The sequence below is a fragment of the Streptomyces davaonensis JCM 4913 genome (genome assembly GCF_000349325.1).
Lineage (GTDB): Bacteria > Actinomycetota > Actinomycetes > Streptomycetales > Streptomycetaceae > Streptomyces > Streptomyces davaonensis.
The window spans coordinates 6773037-6795518 of sequence record NC_020504.1 but is presented as its reverse complement, the minus strand read 5'-3'; the positions used below and the strand labels follow the sequence as shown (position 1 = coordinate 6795518).

Below are 22482 nucleotides of genomic sequence, written 5' to 3'. Positions count from 1 at the left end.
TTTCGCCTGTACCGACAGCCGCGCCTACGCGGACAGCACTCGCTCCAGCTCGGTGGCCCAGCCCAGCAGTCGCTCGTCCTCGCCGGTGCGGCCCACGCACTGGAGACCGAGGGGCAGTTCGCCCTGCGGACGGGCGGTGGGGATGGTGAGGCAGGGCAGGCCCGCGCCGCTCCACGGCAGGGACATCACCGACTCGCCCGGGTTGTCGAGTCCGGCGGGCGCGGGTCCGGTCGCCGCCGGGGTGACCCACAGGTCGATGCCGTGCGCGTCGGTCGTCGCCGCGATGGAGTCACGGAAGTCCTCGCGCTGCTGGAGCGCCTTGGCGTGGTCCGAGTCCTCGGCGGGCCGGCCCTGCCGGATCGCGTCCGCGGTGCGCTCGTCGTAGAGCTCGCCGAACCGCTCGAACAGGTCGGCGTGGGCCCGGGAGAGTTCGTAGAGGTTGATGATGAAGAGGGGGAAGGCCTCTTCTTCGAGGTTGGCGAACATCGGGACCCGGACGATGTCGTAGCCCGCGGTTTCGAGCGCGGTGAGCTGCTGCTCGTACGCGGCCTGGGCCTCGGGCTCCGCGAAGGACAGGTAGGGGCCCTCGGGGACGCCGAGCACCGGTCGGCCGGATTCGGTCGGGGCGGGCTTCCAGTCGTCGACCAGGCACGAGGCTGCCAGGGTGGCGTCGGCGACCGTGGCGGCGATGACGCCGACCGTGTCGAACGTCGGGGCGACCGGGAGGACGCCGTCGAGCGGGATGCGGCCGTGGGTCGGCTTGAATCCCACGACTCCGCAGTACGCGGCGGGCCGGATGAGCGAGCCGATCGTCTGGGTGCCGATGGCGAGCGGGACCAGGCCGGCCGCGACAGCCGCCGCCGATCCGCTGCTGGTGCCGCCCGGGGTGTGATCGGTGCGGTGCGGATTGCGGGTGGGGCCGGGCGCGGTGACGGCGAACTCGCCGGTCACCGTCTTGCCCGCGATGATCGCCCCGGCCTTCTCCAGCCGGTCGATCACGGCGGCCTGGGGCCCGGCCAGTTCCTCCGGCGGAAGCTGGGAACCCGCCGCGGTGGGCAGCCCGGCGACGTGCACGATGTCCTTCACGCCCACGGGTACGCCGTACAGCGGGGGCCGCTCCGCCAACTCCTCGCCGCGGGCGACGAGTTCGCGCGCGGCGGCGTCGAGCCGCTCCGCGCGGCCGGGCTCGGGCACGAAGGCCTGGACGGTGCCGTCCACGGCGGCGATGCGGTCGAGGGTGCGGGCCGCCAGTTCTCGCGGATCGGTCTCACCGGAGCGCAGGCTCTCGGCCACACGGACCAGGGAGGTGGGCTGAACGAGATCTTCCATGGCTGTCCTCAGATGTGTGTGCCGGTCCAAGCGGTCCGGAGAGTCAACTTGCCGAGCCCTTGGACGGTCCCGTGAGCACGCCGTCCTCCGGGTCCTGGTCCTGCGGGTCCTCGTCCTGCGGGTCGCGGTCGTTCGGGGCGGGGAGTTCCTGTACGTCGGCCAGGGGGCTGTCCAGGAGGGCGAGGTTGCGTCGGCCGAGGTGCAGGACGACGGCCAGCACGGCCATGACACCGGCCAGGACCAGGGCGGCGGACTCCGGTCCCAGGGTGTCGGCGAGGACGCCCGCCGCCAGCGGGCCGACCCACTGCACGCCCTGGAAGCAGAACCGGCTCGTCGCGGCGACCCGGCCCAGGTAGGCGTCCGGCACCAGCCGGACCTCGTACGACTCGGTGACGACGTTCATCGGCACCATGCTGATCATGCCGACCATCATGACCAGGCCGATCTGCCAGGGCTCGGGGACCAGGCCCACGACGGCGAACGACGCCACGAAGATCCAGGCGGCGGCGTGCAGGACCCGCCGCGCCCCCAGCTGTTGCATCAGCGTCGGCCCGAGCACGGCGCCGACGACACCCCCGGCCACCGCGAGCGAGGTCACGACGCCGACCGCCGTGGGACTGCCGCCGCGGTGCTGCACGAGCACGATGAACAGCAGCGTGAACCCCTGCGCCACGGTGTTGAGCAGGGCTCCCCAGGCGATGGTGAAGCGCAGATAGTCGCTGCGCCTGATCATGCGCAGGCCGTCGCCCATCTCGGTGAGCAGGCCGGGCCGTTGCTCGTCGTTCTTCCGGTCCGGGCCGAGCGGCCGTCGGATGAACAGGGTGCCCAGGGTGACGAAGACGAAGGAGAGGGCGTCGAAGAGGAACGGGATCCAGCGGGCCGCGGAGTACAGCAGACCGCCGAGCGGGGCGCCGAGGAGCTGGAGGACCATGTCGCGGCCCATGCCCTGCGCCGTCGCGTTCGCGATCTGCTCCTTGGGCACGACCCGGCGCAGCACCGGCGTCGACACGCCGATCTTCAGGCCCGCCGCGAGCCCGCTGACCAGGGCCAGCAGATCCAGCGCGAGGACGGCCGGATCACCCCGGTACACCAGCAGGGCGACCGCGCCCATCGCCAGCGCCTCGATCAGGGGGACGACGCACAGGATGGCGCGGCGGGAGATCCGGTCGGCCAGTGCCCCGCCCACCGCGAGGGTGCCGAGTTTGCCGAGCATGTGCAGGACGGTGATGGTGCCGGCCTGCGTCGCGGATCCCGTCTCGTAGAGCATCAGGAGCGGGAAGGCGAGCGTCGAGACGCTGGTGCCCAGCGTCGACAGGCCGTTGCCGGTCCACCAGGACAGATAGTCGCGGTTGCGCCAGAGCGACGGCGCTCGCTCCTCGCCGCCCTTGGTCTGCGCGCTCTCTTCGGACCGCTCGGCCTCGCCGCTGCCGTCGGTCTCCTCGGGAGGTGACTGTGCCATCGCCCTCCGCCCGCCCCCGTTCACCAGGCCATTTGTCCAGGCCGGTGCCATGGACGTTCGACCAGCATGCTGGTCGACTCGCCGTGGCACCGGCCAGGCAGTGCACCGGCAACTCCCGGGAGAAAGTTGCCGCTGCCCCCGCGGGCCCGCACAACCGGGCTAGATCCAGCCGCGTTTGGCGGCCAGGTAGCCCGCCTCGAAGCGGCTGGCCGCGCCCAGGCGGGTGCACAGGTCGGCGACGATTCTGCGCACCGTGCGCAGGGAGAGGCCGAGCCGTCTGCGGACGGCGTCGTCGTTGAGGCCGCGTGCCAGCAGCCGCAGCACTTCCCGCTCCCGCGGGTTCAACCCGCCCTCGGCGGGGCGCGCTTCGACACCGCCGAGCGGGACGGCGCTCGCCCACACGCCCTCGAACAGGGCGATCAGGGCCTCCAGTACGCCTGGTGCGGACAGCTGGAGAACGCCGCGCCAGGGAGCGGCCGGTTCGGTCGGCAGCAACGCGGTGGACCGGTCGACGATGAGCATCGGTACGGGCAGCGAGGGCACCGTGCGCACCCCGGTGCGCGGTAAGTCCGCCCACTGCGTTCCGCCCCGGATGCTGTCGGTGGAGACCGTACGGGCGGCGACGCCGCGCCCGCGTACCTGGCGCACGAGCGACTGCACGGACTCCAGCCAGCTCACGGACGGTGCACCGCCCGGGGCGAAGGCCAGCCACTCGGTGCCGGCGGCGTCGGCCAGCTCCGACAGCCTGCCGGCCACGGCCTCGCGCCCGGTGACGTACTCGCCGCCGACGCCCTCGGCCGCGCCCCGGTGGCCCGCGTGCCTGGCGTACTTGTCGACCAGGGTCAGCACGGCGGCCCGGTCCTGCTCGAACGCCAGCAACTGCGCCTCGATCCCGGACATCTGCCGGAAGAGCAGGGCCTTGAGGCCGAGCCGCGGATCCACCGGCCGGGCCGGGCCGTCGCCGGTCGGTTGGACCAGGTTCAGTTCCTCCAGTCGCTTCAGCGCCGTGCGCACGTCGTCCTCGGTCAGTTCCAGACGCCGGGCCAGGTGGTCAGTGTCCTGGTCCGGGTCATGGTCGGTGATGAGGTGTTCGTACACTGCCCCCGCAGTGTCGTCGAGCCCCAACCTCTCCAGCATTCGGCCACGCCCCCGTGTTCCCCGTAGCTCGTCCCATACCTCAGGTGTTGCCGCACTCCATCCTCACACGAGGGTCATGTTCATCACAGGAAGCTCACATGTGCACTGTCGAAACAAGCCGTGTGTGGCCGGAGTTGTGGCTTGATTGCTGACCTGGTCCCCCTCGGCGTCCATGCCGGTGAGGCGTTCGGCGACGACGGACCGGATGCCGCGGTGGACCTGTTCCCCGCCGAACGAGCCCTGGTCGATGGGGTGTTGGACGACCGGCGCGCGGAGTTCACCACGGTGCGCGGCTGCGCCCGCCGGGCTCTGGCGTCGCTCGGGGTGCCCCCCGGGCCGCTCGTGCCCGGACCCCTCGGCGCGCCGGTTTGGCCGGCCGGGATCGTCGGGAGTATGACCCACTGCCCCGGATACCGGGCCGCCGCCGTTGCGCGGGCCGCCGACTTCGCGGGGCTCGGCATCGACGCGGAGCCCTGCCGGAGCCTGCCGGACGTGGTCGCGAGGCGCATCGTGACGGAAGCGGAGGCGCGTCGGCTGCGGGAGGACTTCGCCGGTGCCTGCGAGCTGCCCCTCGACCGGTTGCTGTTCTGCGCCAAAGAGGCGGCCTACAAGGCGTTTTCCCCGTGGCTCGGGGCGCGTTTCGGGGTTCGGGAGTTCCGGGTCCGGCTGCGCGCCGACGGCACGTTCGGGGGTGTCGCCCCGGACTCCGGGCGGCTCCGCCGGGAAATACCGGCGGCGGACTTCACGGGTCGCTGGGCGGTGTCCTCGGGGCACTTGCTGGCCGTGGTCGCACTCCCCGTGGCAGCCACGACGGGGCATTGAACCAAATTCAGTGAATACGGCGAGGATGACACCGAATGACCATGTGACTCTTTCCTGCCAGGACCTCAACTCCCACTCGAATGCTTCGTCGAGTAAGGTCCGGTTCTGGCCAAGGGCAACCCCTGTGTCTTGTTGTCGACATTTACCGCTCAACAGGGACTGCCCTCGCGTGCGAGTGACTGTTTCCGGTCCCGAATACATGCGAACGGGGGTGCGGCCATGGGTGAAGCGGTACCGGCCGGATCGATCGCGCCATTCGGGATATGCAGGAGCAGCACTGAACTCACTGCATACATGGGGGATCTCAGTGGTCAGCCAGAATGAGTTCATTTCATTCGACGGTGCGGATATTCATCAGTTGCGGGACTTCCTGGTGAACCAGCGAAGAATTTCGGGCTGGACGCAGGAAGAGCTTTCCGAACGATCCGGCGTCAGTGTCCGCACCATCCGCAATCTGGAGACGGGCTCCAACACCAACCCGCGCCGCACTTCCGTTTCTCTGCTGCTCAACGCCCTGGGAGCGGCGCACGTGCCGCTGTCGGAGACGGCACCCTGGGACCGGCCGGGCTGGGTGGCGGTGCCCGAACAGTCCTCGGCGGCGCACCGCGGCGGTACGCCGCCGCTGTCGCCGTGGCGTGGTCCACGGTCGCTCGGCGATCCGCTGGTGGGCCGCCAGGCCGACATGCGCCATGTCCTGGCCTGCGTGCAGCGCAGTCGGCTGGTCGTTCTCACCGGCCCCGGCGGGGTCGGCAAGACCCGGCTGGCGCTCGCGGCGGCATCCCGGCTGCGCCCGCTGTTCCGCGGCGGCGTGGCCGTGGCGGAGCTGCGCGACTGCCCGCCCGAACACCTCGACGCCGCCGCCGCACGTGCCGAGTTGACGCGCGTCACACGGGAGCTGACCGAGGAGGCGGACCCCGCCCCCGGCGGCCGGCGGCTGCTCGTCCTGGACGGAGCCGAGCACGTGGCGCACCAGACCGCCCGGGTCGCACGGCAGTTGCTCGACGAGCACCCGGGACTGCATCTGCTGGTGACCTCGCGCCGGGCGCTGACCGCGGGACCGGCCGAGACCTGGGAGGTCGAGCCGCTGCGGGTCGACGACGGGGAGGGCCGCGAGATGGCCGTACCGAGCGCGGTCGAGCTCCTCCTGCGCCGGGTGCAGGCCGGCCTGCCCACGCTCGATCTCGCCCATCACCTGCCGCTGGTCACCAGGCTGTGCCGGATCCTGGACGGTGTGCCGCTGGCCATCGAGATCGCGGCCCAGCGGCTCAGATCGCTGCCGCTGAACTCCATGCTCAACGAGAAGTTCCTGTTCCACCTGCTCGACCAGGTCGACGCGGGCGGCCTGAGCGCACACCGCACCCTGTCGGACAGTGTGCGCTGGAGCTACGACCTGCTGCCCGCACCGCACCGCCAGTTGCTGCGCGACCTGGTCGCCCTGCCGGACGGCTTCTCGCTCAACGACGTGCTGGGCATGCGGCCGAGCCGCCACCTGGACACGATGCGGGTCGTGCACCTGCTGGCCGAGCTGGCGGACGCCTCACTGGTGCAGATCAACCGGGATCATCAGTACGACTACCGCATCCACGCGCTCGTCCGCCATGTCGTGTCCGAGCTGGATCGTTTCGGCGACGGCACGGCCGACACCCCCGCCGCCGGGGCCGCCCGGTCCGCGGAGCGCGACGCTCACACGCCCGCGGATCTGGGCGGCGAAATGAGTTTCGCCAGCTGATCCGGAGCCCTCAGGCAGCGCCGGCGGCCGCCTTGACGGTTCGGAGCGAAAAGTACTCCGGGCCGTCGAGGCTCGCCAGGATCAGCTTCTCCAGCGCGGGCAGCAGGCCCTCGTCGAGTTCGGCCGCCGGATCCGCGGGATCCAGCCTGCGCAGCAGCCGCGCCAGGACGAGCACCAGCCAGCCGGTGCCGCCCGCCGAACCGCGCTCCCGCTCGAAGGAGTACAGCCAGGTGTACAGACACGAGGCGGCGGCGTGGTGCACGCAGTGCTCGGCGGCGATGTCCTGCGCCTCGGCCGTCGCCGCGTCCAGGGCGCCGTCCGCGATCCGGGCGTAGAAGGCCGTCCGGCGGGCCGAGAACGCGTCGAGCACCGTGACCAGGGCCCCGCCCTCGGCGGCCGGCAGCTCGCTCTCCGCGACCTGGCGGGCCCGGGTCACGGCCTCGCCCCAGCCGCGGGTGATCTCGTCCTCGGTGGCGTTGGTCAGCCGCAGCGCCCGGCCCGCGGGGCGCCACACGGGAGCCTCCTCGGACCAGTCGAACAGCTGCCGCAGGATGTCCTCCCCGCCCGGCGCCGGGCGCTGTGCCACCCGTGCCACGGCAGGCAACTGCGCGGCGATGCCGTGCAGGTTGACGTGGGTCGTGCCCTCGAAGATGCTCGCGATCGCATGGTCGCGCTGGAGCTTCTGGAACGCGCCCGAGGCCACGCCCTCCCGCAGATAGCTGCGCGCCCCGAGCACCAGGCCCGCCTCCCGCACGACCTCCTCGCCCAGCGTCGGCACCAGGTACTTGACCACGGAGGACCACAGGCTGAGCCGGGAGGGGGCGACGGAGAGGGAACGGGTCACGGGCTGGAGCGTGCACTCGGCGATCAGCAGGTCGAGATACGCCCCCACCAAGTGCCGCCGGATGACCGGGAGATGGTGGATCGGCTGCCCGTACAGCACTCGCTCCTGGGCATGACGCAGCGCGATCCGCAGGACCGAGTCCATGGTGCCGACCGACAGCGCGCCGATCGCCGTGCGGGTGATCTGAAGTACCTGGAGGATCCCCGTCAGGCCGGCGCCGGGACGGCCGAGCAGGGCGTCCTCGGGCACCCGCGTGCCGCGGAAGGTGATGCCGCTGAGGTCGTGGCCGCGCAGGCCCACCGTCTTCACGAAGGGGTGGTTGTCCCAACTCCCCGCGTCCAGCTGCTCCTTGTCGAGCAGCAGCAGGGACTGGCCCAGGCCCTCGACGGTGGCGTAGACGGTGACGAAGCGGCCGCGGGTGGCGTTGCCGACCGGCCATTTCTCACCGGTCAGGATGAACGTGTCGCCGTCCCGGGCCGCCGAGGTCTCGTTGGTGCCCAGGTCGCTGCCGTGGTCCGGCTCGGAGACGGCGAAGCAGGCGAGAGAGCCGTCGAGCATGCCGCGGGCCACCCGCGCACGCTGCTCCTCGGTACCCCACAGCCACACCGAGTTGACGCCGAGCAGCGCCGAGCCGAACATCACCGACACGGTCAGGTTGCGCCGGGCCAGCACCCGCGTCAGCAGGGCCAGTTGCTCCAGGTTGCGCAGCCCGCCGCCGAACTCCTCCGGCACGAGGTACTGCGCGAACCCCCAGGACCGGATCAGCTCCACCGCGTCGGGCGGCAGGGCGTCGTTCTCCTCGTGGGCGACGATCTCCGCGTAGCTGAACGGGCCGTCGGCGGCGTCCGGGTCGCCGAGTGCCCGGTCGAGGTCCGCCGCCAGGGCGTAGGACGGGCGGTCGAAGGCGCCGGTCATGCCGCGGGAGCCTCGGCGCCGTACCGGGCGAAGAGAGCGTCGAGCTCCTCCACGTCGGGCGTGTGCGCGCGGCCCTCGGCCACCTCGCCGGCGACGAACTCGACGATGTCGCTGACGCGCTGGAGCTGCATGGCCTCCTCAGGGGTCAACGGCCGCAGGCCGTACAGGTCCTCGAGGTTGTAGCCGAGTTCCGCGAGCACGAGGGAGTGGAAGCCGAGATCGCCGATCAGACGGTCGTCCGGTGCCACCTGGTCGACCTTGCGCGGCGCGATCAGCTTGACCATTCCGCACACCACGCGGGTCACGCCGTCGGCCTCGACAGCGGCAGGAGTGTGAGTCATGGCCCCGACCGTAGGCCCGCGTGATCACAGGTCCCAGGCAATGCACCCGGCAAGCGCACGGCAACTCCGCGCCCCACGTGGGACCTTGTGGGGAAACTGCCGCCTCGCTGCCTGGCTGTGGCCGTGGGCTCGGGTGAGGGTGAACGGCATGAGTACACACAGCGTCTCCCCCCGTGCCGACTGGATCGGTGCCCGTTTCGCCGTCGGGCGGCCCCGGCTGCGGCTGCTCTGTCTGCCGCAGGCGGGCGGCAGTGCGGCCACCTTCGGCGCGTGGCGCCCCCATCTGCCCGACGGGGCGGAAGTCGCCGCGGTGGAGCTGCCAGGACGCGGCGCCCGCATGGGGGAACCGATGCCGTCGGCCTGGGGTCCGCTCATCGAGGCGGTACTGGACGGCATCCGGGCCGAACTGGCCGTGCCGTACGCGCTGTTCGGGCACAGCTTCGGGGGGACGCTGGCGTACGAGCTGACGCTGCGGATCGAGCGGGAGGGGCTGCGCCCGCCGAGCGCTCTGGTGTGCTCAGCGGCCCGTGCGCCGCATCTGCCGCTCGGGCGGGAGGCCGTCGCGGGCGCCACCGACGAGGAGTTGGCCGACTGGCTCAGGAGCGGCGACGGCCTGCCGTCCGAACTGCTCGCCTTCCCGGACTTCCTGCGCGAAGTGCTGCGCGCGGTACGGGCGGACCTGGCCCTCGCGGAGAGCCACCGCATCCCGCAGCCCGTCCCGGTGAGCTGTCCGCTGCTCACGCTCGCCGGAGAGCAGGACGAGGTGGCCACCGTGGCCCAGGTCGAGCCCTGGGCGGCGTACGCGTCGGGCGCGTACCGAATGCAAGTCCTGCCTGGGGGGCACGCCTTCCCGCGGACGCACCCCCGTCAGACGATGTCAGCCGTTTTCGAGGGGCTGACCGGCGTCGGCGCGTTCCCCGGTGAGGGTGACGGGCAGGGCTGACATCCCGCTGAGGAAGTTGGAGTACACCTGGCGCGGCTCGCCGGCCGGCTCGGCGACCGCGACGAGGTCCTTCAGGCTCTCCAGCAGGGCGGACAGTTCGGCCCGCGCCAGGAACGCGCCGAGGCAGAAGTGCGGGCCGTACGCGAACGACAGGTGCTTGTTGGGCGAGCGGGACAGGTCGAAGTCGTCCGGCCGGTCGAAGACCGACTCGTCACGGTTGGCGGAGGCCGGCCAGACGGTGACGATGTCCCCCGCCTCCACGAACTGCTCGCCCAGCAGCACGTCCTGGGTCGCGGTACGGCCGCTGTGCAGGGCCGGAGTGGTCCAGCGCAGCACCTCCTCGACCGCCGAGGAGACGTCGGCGCGGCCCGACTTGAGGGCCTGCCACTGCTCCGGGTGGTGCATCAGGGCGTGCAGACCGCCGATCATGGCGAATCGGGTCGTCTCGTGGCCGCCCATGATGATGCTGTAGCAGTTGAAGACGATCTCCTCGTGCGTCAGCGGCCTGCCGTCGATCTCCCGGGTCACCAGCAGGCTGACCACGTCGTCGTACGGCTTCTTGCGGCGCTGCTCGGCCAGTTCCGAGAAGTACAGCAGCAGGCCGTTGCGCGAGGCCCAGGTCGCCTCCTCGGTGGGGGCGCCGTCCGCCGAGGACAGCGCGGTCGAGGTGAGGTCGATGATGTGCCCGCGCTCCTCGGCCGGGACGCCCAGCAGGTCGCAGATGGCGGCGAGCGGGATGTGCGCGGCGACGTCGGCGGCGAAGTCCACCTCGCCGCGCTCCACGGCGCGGGCGACGAGGTCGCGGGTGCCGCGCCGCACGCTGTCCACCACGACGTGCAGGGAGCGCGGGGAGAACGGTTTGAGCAGGGCGCTGCGCAGCGACTGGTGCGGACGGCCGTCGGTGACCGCGAGCATCTTCCCGGCCGCCGAGTCGCCGCCCGCGAGCAGCGTGTCGAGCACGTTGCCGCGCTCCGAGGTGTACGTCTCGCTGTCGCCCAGGACCCCGGCGACCTCGGCGTACCCGCTGACCACCCAGAAGCCGGGGCGCCCGTCGGCCTCGGGCTGCCAGTGCACCGGGGCCTCGGCGCGCAGCCGCCGCCACACCGGACCCAGGTCGTGGTGGGCGTGGAGCAGCGGGTCGGCGAAGTCCAGGGCCTCGACGGGGCCCGCGTCGAGCAGGGGGGACAGGGTCATGACCGCTCCCCCGCGTCCAGTGCCTTGGTCGGGCCGGGGAAGAACGCGGTGGTGGCGCCCGCCGTCTCGGCGCCGTCGACCACGAACTGCTGGCCCGAGACGAACGACGCCTGCGGGGAGGCCAGGAAGTAGAAGGCGTCCGCGATCTCCTCGGGGAGCGCGTGCCTGCGGGCCGGGATGCGCTCGTTGACCTCGGCGAGCATCTCGTCGGTGTACTCGGCGCGCTGCATGGGCGTCAGGACGGCGCCGGGCGCCACGCACGCGGTGCGGATCAGCGGGCTCAGCTCGACGGCGAACGTCTGGCACAGTGAGGCGACCCCCGCCTTGCTGGCGTTGTAGTCGGCGTACAGCGGGTAGCCGCGGGAGCCGTTGACGGATGCCGTCGCCAGCAGCACTCCCTCGCCCTGGCGCAGCATGTGGGGTACCGCGTGCCGCCACAGGGCCAGGACGCCCATCAGGTTGACGTCCAGGGTGCGCCGGGCCTCGGCCTCGGTGAGTTCCAGGATGCCGTGCCGGACGCTGATGCCGGCGTTGGCGATGACGACGTCGATCCGGCCGCGCTCGGCGTGCACCCGGTCGACGGCCTCCTGGACGCCCGACCAGTCGGCGACGTCCAGCTCGGTCCAGTGGACCGCGCCCCCGCCCTCACGCGGGCCGTCCGGCGTGCTCGCGGGCGGCGGTTGACGGTCGAGGTTGATGACGTGGTCGCCCGAGCGGGCGAATCGCTCGGCCGTGGCGTGGCCGATGCCGCTCGACGCGCCGGACACGATGACGGTACGCATGGTGTGCTGCTGCCTCTCCTGGGGATGTGCCGACAGGCTCTCGGGCTCAGACGATGACGCGGGGGTGCTGGAGGGCGTAGCCGCTGTGATTGCGGCGCAGGCTCCGGCTGACGGTGAGCTTCTTGAGCCAGCGATCGGTGCCGTCGTAGCGCGGGGTGAAGCCGCGCCGGCCGTGCACGGCGCGGTAGTTGTCCACCACGAGCAGCGAGCCGGGGCCCACCGCGATGTCCTGCTGCACCCGCCACAGCTCGTCCATCAGCCGGTCCAGCGCGCCCGCGGCCTCGCTGTCGCCGGAGGCGACCCGCATGAAGGGCCGGTCGATGCGCAGATACGGGTTGAGCCGGTCGCCGAAGAGGACGGCGGTGGGCACCGGGCGCTCCGCCATCTCGTACAGCCTGGGCAGCGCGGGATGACCGGGGTCGTCGGTCTCCAGCTGCCGGATGTGCTCGCTGTCGGGCAGGATGAGGAAGCGCTCCTCGGCGAGCACCGTCCGGTCCTCCTCGCTCAGGTGCACATCGCGCACGGACGCCACGATGGTCGGCACCCGGTCCCGGTTGCGCAGCCCGAACAGCAGCAGATGGTCGCAGCGGCCCGGGTGGAAGCCGTCCTCGGTGTGGAACTCCAGCAGGCTCTCGCTCCCGTAGCCGCTCTGGCGGTGCTCGTCACCGCGGACCGGCAGGATGTTCTGGATGATGCGGCCCTCCTGGAGGGTCACCCAGCCGAACGGGTCGCCCAGCACCATCCCGCACAGCGCCAGCCACAGTTCCTGCTCAAGGGCGATGTCACTGCGGATGGCCTCGCGCCAGTGGCCGGGGGTGGGACCCAGTGCGGCGTCGTCCACCGGGAAGCCGTGCACCAGGCAGGCGGCGCCGCGCTCGGTGCGGCGGTAGGACAGCAGGAAGGCGCGCAGTCCGGCGGGCAGCAGGTCCTCCACCGGGTGGTCCCGGTCGTAGAAGTCCGGCAGATCGGGCGAGACCCCGGTGTCGGCGAGCTTGGCCGCCACGGCGCGCAGTTCGGCGACCTCGTCGGAGTCCAGGACGTATTCGAGCGGGGTGTCCAGACCCGCCGGGGCCTCCCGGTGGGAGGTGTCGACGTCGGGCTGGCTGGTTGTTGTCATGTCGGTGTCCTCCACCGGGTCGTGACCGTGCGGGTCGTCGGGCGTTCGGTCCTGTGCGGCCCGCGCAGCGCTTGCACGCTGCCGGGCCGCGTGGTGGTGCCCTTCCGGACCGGCCGAGCAGGGTCCCGGCCGTGCTGGTCCAGCGGTAATGCGGTGATGCGGCAGGGTCAGGCGGGTTCCTGCCAGTCGGCGGCGAACGCGTCGAGTTCGGCCGGGTCCAGGGTGATCAGCGGCTCGTCAGGGTCCTCGGCGTCGGTCGCGTCCGGGGACTCGGCGACGTCCTTCACCGCGGCCGCGAGGGCCGCCGCGGTCTTGTGGCTGAACACGTCGCGCGGGGAGATGTCCAGGCCCTGCGCGTGGGCCAGCGTGACGAGCCGGATCGAGGTGATCGAGTCGCCGCCGAGGTCGAAGAAGCTGTCGTCGATGCCGACCCGCTCCACCTCCAGCGCCTCGGCGAACAGCGCGCACACCAGTTCCTCGCGGGGAGTGCGCGGTGCCCGGCTGTCGCGGACGCCGGAGAAGTCGGGCGCGGGCAGGGCGCCGCGGTCGAGCTTGCCGCTCGCGGTGACGGGCAGCCGGTCGAGGACGACGACGGCCGCGGGCACCATGTGGTCGGGCAGCGCCGCCGCGACCCGCCCCCGCAGCGCCGCGGGCTCCAGAACCGCGCCCGCCGCCGGAGCCGCGTAACCCACCAACTGCCGTACGCCGGGCCGGTCCTCGCGGACGACCACCACCGCCTGCGCCACCGCCGGATCGGCCGCCAGGACCGCCTCGATCTCACCCGGCTCGATCCGGAACCCGCGCACCTTGACCTGATCGTCGGCGCGCCCCAGGTATTCGAGCGTGCCGTCCGCGGTGCGCCGGGCCACGTCACCGGTGCGGTACATCCGGGCCCCGGGCGGGCCGAACGGGTCGGCCACGAAGCGCTCCGCGGTCAGGGCGGCCCGGCGCAGATAGCCGCGCGCGAGACCGTCGCCCGCGAGATACAGCTCGCCCCGCGCGCCCACCGGGACCGGCCGCAGCGCGCCGTCCATCAGGTACACCCGGGCGCCCGCGACCGGGTCGCCGAGCGGCGGGCTCGTCCGGCCCGCGAGCGGCCGGCTCATCGTCCCCATCACGGTGGCCTCGGTCGGCCCGTAGGCGTTGACCATGCGGCGCCCGGCCGACCAGCGTTCCACCAGGTCCGGCGGGCACGCCTCGCCGCCGACGACGAGGGTGACCCCGTCCGGCAGCGCGCCCTCGGCCAGCACCGCAAGCGAGGACGGCGGCAGCAGCAGCGTCGTCACGCCGTACCGGGCCACCGTGTCCGCCAGCGCCGGGCCCGGCAGCAGTTCGTCGCCCGGGGCGGTGACCACGCTCGCGCCGGTGAGCAGACCGGTCGCCAGCTCCCACACCGAGGCGTCGAAGCTCGGCGAGGCGAACAGCAGCACCCGCTCGTCCGGGCGCAGGGCGAGCCCCGCGCGCTGCTGGGCGACCAGAGCGGCGATGCCGGTGTGGGGCACCAGTACGCCCTTGGGGCGGCCGGTGGACCCGGAGGTGTGGATGACATAGGCCGGGTGCTCCGGCCGCAGCGGCACAGTGCGGTCGGCGTCGGTCAACCGCTCGTCGCTGAACTGGAGTTCTTCGAGGTCGGCCAGGCTCAGGAGGCGCTCGGGCCCCTCGGGCAGCCCGTGCTCCTCGCCGGTGGTCAGGACGAGGGTGGGACGCGCGTCGTCGAGCAGGTACCGCAGCCGCTCCGGCGGGTACTTCAGGTCCACCGGCAGATAGGCGGCACCGGCCTTGAGCACGGCCAGTACGGCGGTGACCGACAGGGCCGACTTCGGGATCGCGACCGCGACGAGGTCCTCGGGACCCACGCCCCGGGCCACCAGCGCACGGGCCAGCCGGTTGGTGCGCGCGTCGAGTTCGCCGTAACTCAACTCGACCTGTCCGTCGTACACGGCGACGGCATCGGGCCGTGCCCGCACCTGCTCGGCGAACAGCTCGGGCAACGTCACCGGCCCACCGTCGTACGCCGGTCCGGCCATCAGCCCGAGGAGCTGTCCGCGCTCCTCCTCCGAGAGCAGGTCCAGGCGCCCGAGGGGAACGGCCGGGTCGGCGGCGAAGCCGTCCAGGATGCGGCGGACCCGGGCCAGCAGCGCCGCGCCCGCCTCGGGGGTGAACAGGTCGGCGCGGTAGCTGAGTTCGAGGCTCAGCCGCTCGCCCGGCACCACCACCAGGTTCAGCGGGTAGTGGGAGGCGCCGGCGACCGGCTCCTCGTCGAGGGAGATCCGCAGGCCCGGCACCTGCCGCTGTACGGCCTCCCCGTCGAGCGGGGTGTTCGCGAAGTCGACGACGGTGTCGAAGAGTTCGCCGAGTCCGAGCGCGCGCTGCACCCGGGTGAGGCCCAGGTGCTGGTACGGGCGCAGTTCGGCCTGCTGGAGCTGGAGGTCGGCGAGCAGCCGGTCCAGCGGCCGGGCGGGATCGAGCCGTACCCGGACCGGGACGGTGTTCATCAGCAGGCCGATGATGTCCTCGGCGCCCGGCAGTTCGGCCGGCCTCGCGGCGGTGGTCGCGCCGAACACGACGTCGTCGCGGCCCAGGAGGGCGCCGAGGGCCACCGCCCAGGCGCCCTGCACCACGGTGCTGAGGGTCAGGCCAGCGCCGCGCGCCGCGGCGGTGAGGGCCGCGCTCTGTTCGGTGTCGAGGATGTCGGTCACCAGGTGGGGCACGGTCGCGGTGGCGGCCTCGGCGTCCGGTGCCACGAGCGTCGGCTCGTCGACCCCGGCCAGCGCCTCGGTCCAGACGGCCGCCGCCTTCTCCTCGTCGTGGCCGCCGAGCCAGCGCATGAAGTCGGTGAACTGCACCGGCCGCGGGCCCGCGGCGGCTCCGCCGCGGGCGTAACCGGCGAACAGGTCGCGGAAGAACAGCGGCAGCGACCAGCCGTCCAGCAGCCCGTGGTGGTACGACACCAGCAGCACATGGTCGTCTGCCGCGAGCCGGACCAGGGTGGCGCGCAGCAGCGGCGGCTTCGCCAGGTCGAAGCGGCGCACCCGCTCGTCGGCCAGCAGCTCGGCCAGCCGCCGACGGCGCCCCTCCTCGTCCAGGGCCGAGAGGTCCAGCTCCCGCCACGGCACGCGCACCCGCTCGTGGACCAGCTGGACGGTGCGTCCGGAGGCGGGTGTCACGAAGGAGACGCGCAGTGCCGCGTGGCGGGCGCAGACCGCGTCGAGGGCGGTGCGCATGACGTCCGCCGAGAGCGCGCCGCGGAGTCTGAGCGGGGCCTGGGCGGTGTAGACGTCCACGCCGTCGCTGGCCAGCATGGCGTGGAAGTGCATGCCCTGCTGCAGTGGCGTGAGCGGCAGCACGTCGGTGAACCGGAGCCCGGCCGCGTCGAGTTCGGTTTGTTCGGCCGCGGTCAGTTCGAGCACGGGACCGGTGGCCGGAGCCGAAGCGGAGGGCTGCTCAGCGACCTCCTCGGCCGCTTCGGCGAGCCCGGCGACGGTCCGGTGGACGAAGATGTCCCGGACACCGACGGCCAGGCCCTCCCGGTGGGCGCGCGCGGCGGCCTGCATGGCGGTGATGGAGTCGCCGCCGAGGTCGAAGAAGCTGTCGTCGACGCCGATCCGCTCCACACCGAGCACCTCGGTGAACACCGCGTGCAGAATCCGCTCCCGCTCGGTCTCCGGCGCCCGGTGGGCACCGGCTGCCTTGAACCGCGGGTCGGGCAGGGCCCGGCGGTCCACCTTCCCGTTGGGGGTGAGCGCGAAGGTGTCCACGACCATCACCAGCGCCGGGACCATGTAGGCGGGCAGCCGCCGCGCGACCGCCTCGCGCAGCTCCTCGGGCCGGATCCGGGCACCGGGCGCGGGACGGACGTACCCCACGATGCGCCGCCCGCCCTTGTCGTCCGCCGGAGCCGCCGCCACCGCCTGCGCCACGGCCGGGTCGGCCGCCAACGCCGCCTCGATCTCGCCGAGTTCGATGCGGTGACCGCGCACCTTGACCTGGAAGTCCGACCGGCCGATGTACTCCACGGCCCCGTCCGGACCACGTCGGCCCAGGTCACCGGTGCGGTACATGCGGGCACCCGGTGCGCCGAACACATCGGCCACGAACCGTTCCGCCGTCAGGCCCGGCCGGTCCAGATAGCCGCGGGCCACCCCGGATCCGGCGATGTACAGCTCGCCGACGGCCCCGTCGGGCACCGGGCGCAGGAAGGCGTCGAGGAGGTACACGCGAGCGTTGTCGGCGGGTACGCCGATGGCCGGGCGGGAGCCGGGTGCGCCCTGCCAGTGCATGGCGTCGACGGTGCACTCGGCGGGGCCGTAGAGGTTGTACACCGACAGGCCGGGCACGCCCAGCAGTTCGCTCCACAGGTCCTCGCCGGCCTCCTCGCCGCCGAGCGCGAGCACCCGGGGCCGCCGCCCCGGCGTCTCGAACAGCCCGGCCGCGAGCATCTGGCGGGCGACGGACGGTGTGGTGTCCACGACGTCCACTTCCGCGTCCGCCACATGCGCGACGAGGGCCACGGCGTCACGGCGGACGGTGTCGTCGACCAGGTCGAGTTCATGGCCCGCGACCATCCACAGCAGCTGGCTCCAGGAGGCGTCGAAGCCCAGGGAGTTGGTGAGCGCCGCGCGCAGCGGCCGCCCGCCCGCGCGCTCCCGCTCCGGGTCGAAGAAGTTCGCCCGGTGGCTGTGGAACATGTTGACCAGGTTGCGGTGCTCGACGGCCACGCCCTTGGGCCGGCCGGTGGAGCCGGAGGTGTGGATGACGTAGGCCAGATGTGCGGGCAGCAGCGGGGCCGTGCGGTCCGCGTCGGTGAGGTCCGCCGCCTCCTCGGGCAGGTCCGTCCCGTCGAGCGGCAGGACCGGCACCGTGTCGGGCAGTTCGGTCTTGGCGGTGGCCAGGACGACGACGGGGTCGGTCTCAGCGCACAAGGCGGCGATCCGCTCCGCCGGGTGCTCGGTGTCGACCGGCAGATAGGCGGCGCCCGACTTCAGTACGGCCAGGATCGCCACCACCGCGTCGGTGGTCCTGGGCAGGGCGACGCCGACGAGCCTGTCAGGTCCGGCGCCGCGGGCGACGAGCAGCCGGGCGAGCCGGTTGGCCTCGGCGTTGAGCTGGGCGAACGTCAGCCGCCGGGTGCCGTCGCCGACGGCGACCGCGGCCGGTGTCGCCCGCACCTGCGCCTCGAACACCTCGGGCAGGGTCCGGCTCGCGTGGACGAAGATACGGCCGCGGGAGGTCTGTACGATCGCGTGCCGCTCGGCGTCCGTGAGCGCGGGCAGCCGACCGGCGGGCTCCTCGGGCCGCTCGGCGATGTCGCGCAGTACCGCGCACAGCCTGCGCAGGATGTCGGTGGCCTGCGCCGCGGGGACGGCGTCCTCGCGGTGGTTGAGCTCGAAGCGGAGCCGTTCGCCCGGGTGGACGGCCAGGCTCAGCGGGTAGTGGGTGCCCTCGAAGGCGTCCTCCACGGCGTCCCGCATCAGCGTGACCGCGAGCCCGGGGACCTCGGCGCCGCGCACGACGCCGTCGACGGGGACGTTCTCGAAGGCGACCGTGGTGTCGAAGAGTTCGGGGACGCCGACCGCGCGGTGGATGTCGGCGAGGCCCAGGTAGTCGTGACGGGCCTGCGCCGCCTGCTCGGCCTGGACGCGGGCCAGCAGCCGGGCGATGGGCTCGGCGGGGTCGACCCGGACCCGCGCGGGCACCGTGTTCATCATCAGCCCGACCATGCGCTCGGCGCCGGGCAGTTGAGGCGGGCGCCCGGCGACCGTGTTGCCGTAGACGACGTCCGGCTGCCCGGTCAGCACCGTCAGCAGCAGCGCCCACCCGCCCTGGACCACGGTGTTGAGGGTGAGGTCGTGGGCGCGGGCCATGGTGGTGAGGCGGGCGGTGTCCGTCTCGGTCAGCTCGGCGATCACGCGCCGCTGCCCCGGAGCCTGCGGTCCGGCCGTGCCGCGCGCCACCAGCGTCGGGCCGTCCAGGCCGGCCAGCGCGGACCGCCAGGCCTGCGCCGCCGCCTCCCGGTCCTGCTCCGCGAGCCAGCCGAGGTAGTCCCCGAACCCTACGGCCGGTTCCAGGGCGTCGGCGGACCCGCCGTCCCGGTAGAGGCGAAACAGGTCGGCGAGGACCAGCGGCAGGGACCAGCCGTCCAGCACGATGTGATGGTTGGTCAGCACCAGGACATGCCGCTCCGGGGCGAGCCGGATCAGCGTGAACCTCAGCAGCGGCGGCTTGGCCAGGTCGAAGCGGCGCGCCCGGTCCTCGGCCAGCAGCCGGGCGAGGCGCACCCGGCGCTCCTCGGCGTCGAAGCCGCTCAGGTCGGCCTCTTCCCAGGCGGGCTCGACCGACTTCGCGACGGCCTGCACGGTCTCGCCCGAGCGGCGCCGCAGGAACCCGGCCCGCAGGGCGGCATGCCGGTCCGGCAGAGCCTGGCAGGAGCGGCGCAGTACGTCCTTGTCGAGCGGGCCGACCAGCTCCAGCGGCGTCTGGACGACGTAGAAGTCCACCTGCTCGCCGCTGTCCTGCGGCTCCTCGTACAGCGCGTGGAAGAGGATGCCCTGCTGAAGCGGGGTGAGCGGCAGCACGGCTTCCAGGGATGTCTGTCTCACAGTGTTGTCTCCCACTGGGCTTCGAGCTCGTCGAGTTCGTCCGCGTCCAGCCGCACGAGTTCCTCGGCACGGCGCGGCGCGGTCTGCGGTACGGCGTCCCGGGCCACGTCGGCGAGCCGGGCGACGGTCTTGTGGACGAACACGTCCTGAGCGGTGAGGTCGAGCCCGGCCTCATGAGCACGGGCTGCCGTCTGCATGGCGACGACCGAGTCGCCGCCGAGGTCGAAGAAGCTGTCGTCGACGCCGATCCGGTCCAGGCCGAGGACCTCGGTGAACACGGCGTGCAGGATGCGCTCCCGCTCCGATTCCGGTGCCCGGTAGGCGCTCGCGGCCTGGAAGAGCGGTGCGGGCAGGGCCTTGAGGTCCAGCTTGCCGCTGGGGGTGCGCGGGAAGGCGTCGAGCACGGTCACGGCCGCCGGGACCATGTAGCCCGGCAGCAGCTCGGCGGCGAACTCCCGCAGCGCGGCGGGCTCCGGCTCGAACACGCCGGGCGCGGGCACGACGTACGCGGCCAGCTGCTTGCGCCCCGGCTGGTCCTCGCGGACCGTCACCACGGCCCCGGCGACGCCGGGCGCCCGGGTGAGGACGTCCTCGACCTCGCCCAGCTCGATACGGAACCCGCGCACCTTGACCTGGCTGTCGGCGCGGCCCAGATAGACCAGTTCACCGTCGGGCGTGCAGCGCGCCAGGTCGCCGGTGCGGTACATCCGCGCGCCGGGTGCGCCGAAGGGGTCGGCGACGAACCGTTCCGCGGTGGTGCCGGGACGGCCGAGATAACCGCGGGCGAGTCCGTCGCCGCTCAGGTAGACCTCGCCCGCCACCCCGGGCGGCACCGGCCGCAGCGCCGCGTCCAGCAGCCTGATCCGGGTGCCGGGGGTCGCATACCCCATGGGCGGTACGGTGCGGCCGGACAGAGCGGCGCTCTGGGTGGCGATGACCGTCGACTCGGTGGGGCCGTAGGCGTTGACCATGTGGCGGCCCGGGGACCAGCGCTCGACCAGTTCCGGGGCGCATGCCTCGGCGCCCACCACCAGGTTGATGCCCGGCGGCAGACCGTCCGGCGGTACGGCCGTCAGCGCCGAGGGGGCCAACAGCAGGCAGTCGACGCCGAGTTCGGCCACCAGGGCGGCCAGCGGCGGGCCCGGCGTCAGCCGTTCCGCGGGCGCGACCACCGCGGCGGCCCCGGTGAGCAGCGCCACGCACAGCTCCCACACCGAGGCGTCGAAACTCGGCGACGCGAACTGGAGCACCCGGCTGTCCGGGGTCAGGCGCAGCAGGTCCCGCTGATGCCGGAGGAGGGCGGCGAGGCCGGTGTGGGTGACGACGACGCCCTTGGGGCGGCCGGTCGAGCCGGAGGTGTAGATGACGTAGGCGGGGTGGCCGGGGTGCAGCGGCTCGCGGCGGTCGTGGTCGTGCAGGTCGGTGTCGGGGCGGCCGTCCACGACCGCGGCGTCGTCCACGTGGAGTCGCTCGACTCCCGGGGCCGGCGTCGGGTCGTCGGTGTCGCGCATGGTCAGCACCAGCAGGGGGCGGGTGTCGGTGAGCATGTCGGTGATCCGGGCCCGCGGGTAGTCGAGGTCCACCGGCAGATAGGCGGCTCCCGACTTCAGTACGGCGACGACGGCCGTCAGTTGGGCGGTGCCGCGCGGCAACGCGACGGCCACCAGTGTCTCGGGCCCGGCGCCCCGCTCCACCAGCGCGCGGGCCAACTGGTTGGCGCGCGCGTTGAGTTCGGCGTAGTCGAGCCGTCCGGTCGGGGAGAGCACCGCGCAGGCGTGCGGGGTGTTCCGGACCTGCTCCTCGAACAGCTGCGGAAAGGTCCGTGGCGCGACTCGCTCCACCTGTCCCGCCCGCCGTCCGGCGTCGAGTGCCTGCGGGCGTTCGTCCGCGGTGAGGACGTCCACCCGGGCCAGCGGCAGATCCGGCGCCGCGGCCAGGAACCGGGGCAGGAAGTCGGTGAACCGGGCCTGGTGAGCGGCGAGTTCGGCGGCGCTGTAGCGGTCGGGGTTGGCCTCGAACTCGACGCGGGCGCCCTTGCCGTCCGGGTCGGGGTGGCAGGTGATGTTGAGGTCGATGACCGGTCCCCCGGACAGGGCGGTCAGCTCCGCCTCGCGCCCGGTGAACGCCGTCTCGGAACCGGTCGGCATGATGTTGACCAGGACGCCGAAGACCTGCTCGTTCGTGCCCAACAGCCGTAGATCGCGGCGGAGTTCGTCGTAGGGGTAGCGCTGATGGGTGAGGAGTTCGCCGAGTCGCGCCGCGGTCTGCCGGACCAGGTCCCTGCGGCCCGCGGCGGGGCTGACGGACAGCCGCAGCGGGAGGGTGTTGGACAGCATGCCGGGCACGTTCCGGGAGGCGCCGAACCGTGCGGTGACCGGGACTCCGACGGTCAGGTCCTCGACCCCGGTCACCCCGTGCAGATAGGCGGCGACCGCGGTCATCATCACCACCGTCCACGGAGCGCGCGCCTCGCGGCCCGCGGTGTGCAGGGCCCGGAGTTCGCCCTGCGTCAGGTGGGTCGTGGTGGAGAGCGCCCGTTCCGCGGCGGCGGTCGGCACGCCCGGCGCGGGCGAGGCGACGTCGGGCCGGTCGGCGAAGGTGCGGTTCCAGTACTCCCGGTCCGCGGTGTAGTCGTCCGAGGCGCGGTAGTCGGCCTCCTCCGCCAGCAACTCCCGTATCCCGCCCAGCGGTTCACCGGCCGGCTCCGCGCCCGTGGTCAGCGCCTCGTAGTGCTCGGCGATCCGCCGCGAGTGCAGCATGGAGCCGTAGGCGTCGGACAGGACGTGGTGGCTGCGCTGGTACCACAGGTGACGATCGGGGCCCACGTGCATCAGCAGATGCCCGCACAGGGGGTCCTTCAACAGGTCGATCGCGGTGCTGCGGTCCCGGTCGATCAACTCCCAGGCGGCGGCGACCGGGTCGCTCTCACCGCTGAGGTCCAGCTCCCGCCAGGTCGAGCAGCCCGGCGGGAGCGGCCGCTGGTACAGGCCGTCCGGCCGCTCCACGAGCTCGACGTCCCAGGTGCCGCTCTCCGCCTCGGCCCGGCGGATCGCGTACCGCAGCAGGGCCCCGTCGAACGGTCCGCGGACCTCCATGACGGCGACCGCGTTGTAGGCCGCGTTGCCGGGCTGAAGCCGCTGCGCGTGGAACACCCCCCGCTGGGCGGCGGTGAGCGGAAGCAGGTCGCTGTCGGCGTCGGGTGAAGTCATCAAGGTCGTAACCGCTCTCGTGCACTGCGACGGCTCGACGCCCGGTCCGGCTCGGCGCTGCG

General features: G+C 72.9%; 13 protein-coding genes. 3 read left to right on the top strand and 10 right to left on the bottom strand.

From position 1 onward, the window contains the following. Positions 1–24: 24 nt before the first annotated feature. From BN159_RS29995 to BN159_RS29985, 3 genes are all read right to left on the bottom strand, one after another. Positions 25–1329 (bottom strand): amidase, encoded by a 1305-nt coding sequence (locus BN159_RS29995; protein WP_015660772.1) that lies wholly within the window; start codon positions 1327–1329, stop codon positions 25–27. Positions 1330–1372: 43 nt separating this feature from the next. Continuing rightward, complete coding sequence (locus BN159_RS29990; protein ID WP_015660771.1) at positions 1373–2788, bottom strand: MFS transporter; 1416 nt, start codon at positions 2786–2788, stop codon at positions 1373–1375. Positions 2789–2947: 159 nt separating this feature from the next. Then, entirely contained in the window at positions 2948–3886 is a 939-nt protein-coding gene (locus BN159_RS29985) for a helix-turn-helix transcriptional regulator (RefSeq protein WP_157901126.1), read from the bottom strand. 180 nt (positions 3887–4066) lie between these two features. On the opposite strand from BN159_RS29985, the gene BN159_RS29980 reads away from it, so the two are divergent. After that, complete coding sequence (locus tag BN159_RS29980; protein WP_015660769.1) at positions 4067–4747, top strand: 4'-phosphopantetheinyl transferase family protein; 681 nt, start codon at positions 4067–4069, stop codon at positions 4745–4747. A 307-nt stretch (positions 4748–5054) separates the two neighbouring features. Next, complete coding sequence (locus BN159_RS29975) at positions 5055–6476, top strand: helix-turn-helix domain-containing protein (protein WP_015660768.1); 1422 nt, start codon at positions 5055–5057, stop codon at positions 6474–6476. Between the two features lie 10 nt (positions 6477–6486). Here the strand turns inward: BN159_RS29975 and BN159_RS29970 are convergent, their stop codons facing one another. After that, positions 6487–8235, bottom strand: coding sequence for an acyl-CoA dehydrogenase family protein (locus BN159_RS29970; RefSeq protein WP_015660767.1), 1749 nt, complete (start codon positions 8233–8235; stop codon positions 6487–6489). After that, positions 8232–8576 (bottom strand): acyl carrier protein, encoded by a 345-nt coding sequence (locus BN159_RS29965; protein WP_051113562.1) that lies wholly within the window; start codon positions 8574–8576, stop codon positions 8232–8234. Before BN159_RS29965 ends, BN159_RS29970 begins: the two co-directional genes overlap by 4 nt. 148 nt (positions 8577–8724) lie before the next feature. Here BN159_RS29965 and BN159_RS29960 point away from each other — a divergent pair, with 148 nt between their 5' ends. Then, complete coding sequence (locus tag BN159_RS29960; RefSeq protein WP_015660765.1) at positions 8725–9519, top strand: thioesterase II family protein; 795 nt, start codon at positions 8725–8727, stop codon at positions 9517–9519. Here the strand turns inward: BN159_RS29960 and BN159_RS29955 are convergent. From BN159_RS29955 to BN159_RS29935, 5 genes are all read right to left on the bottom strand, one after another. Further along, the gene (locus tag BN159_RS29955; protein ID WP_015660764.1) at positions 9454–10713 is read right to left on the bottom strand and encodes a cytochrome P450; all 1260 of its coding nucleotides are present in this window, start codon (positions 10711–10713) and stop codon (positions 9454–9456) included. The genes BN159_RS29960 and BN159_RS29955 overlap by 66 nt on opposite strands. After that, positions 10710–11495 (bottom strand): SDR family NAD(P)-dependent oxidoreductase, encoded by a 786-nt coding sequence (locus BN159_RS29950; RefSeq protein ID WP_015660763.1) that lies wholly within the window; start codon positions 11493–11495, stop codon positions 10710–10712. The genes BN159_RS29955 and BN159_RS29950 overlap by 4 nt, the downstream gene beginning before the upstream one ends. Positions 11496–11541: 46 nt before the next feature. Next, positions 11542–12612 carry a guanitoxin biosynthesis L-enduracididine beta-hydroxylase GntD gene (gntD, locus tag BN159_RS29945; protein ID WP_015660762.1) on the bottom strand — a complete coding sequence of 357 codons (1071 nt, stop codon included), beginning with the start codon at positions 12610–12612 and terminating at the stop codon, positions 11542–11544. A 167-nt stretch (positions 12613–12779) separates the two neighbouring features. Further along, positions 12780–19211, bottom strand: a complete 6432-nt coding sequence (locus BN159_RS29940; protein WP_015660761.1) for a non-ribosomal peptide synthetase — start codon at positions 19209–19211, stop codon at positions 12780–12782. Beyond that, positions 19208–22420, bottom strand: coding sequence for a non-ribosomal peptide synthetase (locus BN159_RS29935; RefSeq protein WP_015660760.1), 3213 nt, complete (start codon positions 22418–22420; stop codon positions 19208–19210). Before BN159_RS29935 ends, BN159_RS29940 begins: the two co-directional genes overlap by 4 nt. Between the last annotated feature and the right edge of the window lie 62 nt (positions 22421–22482).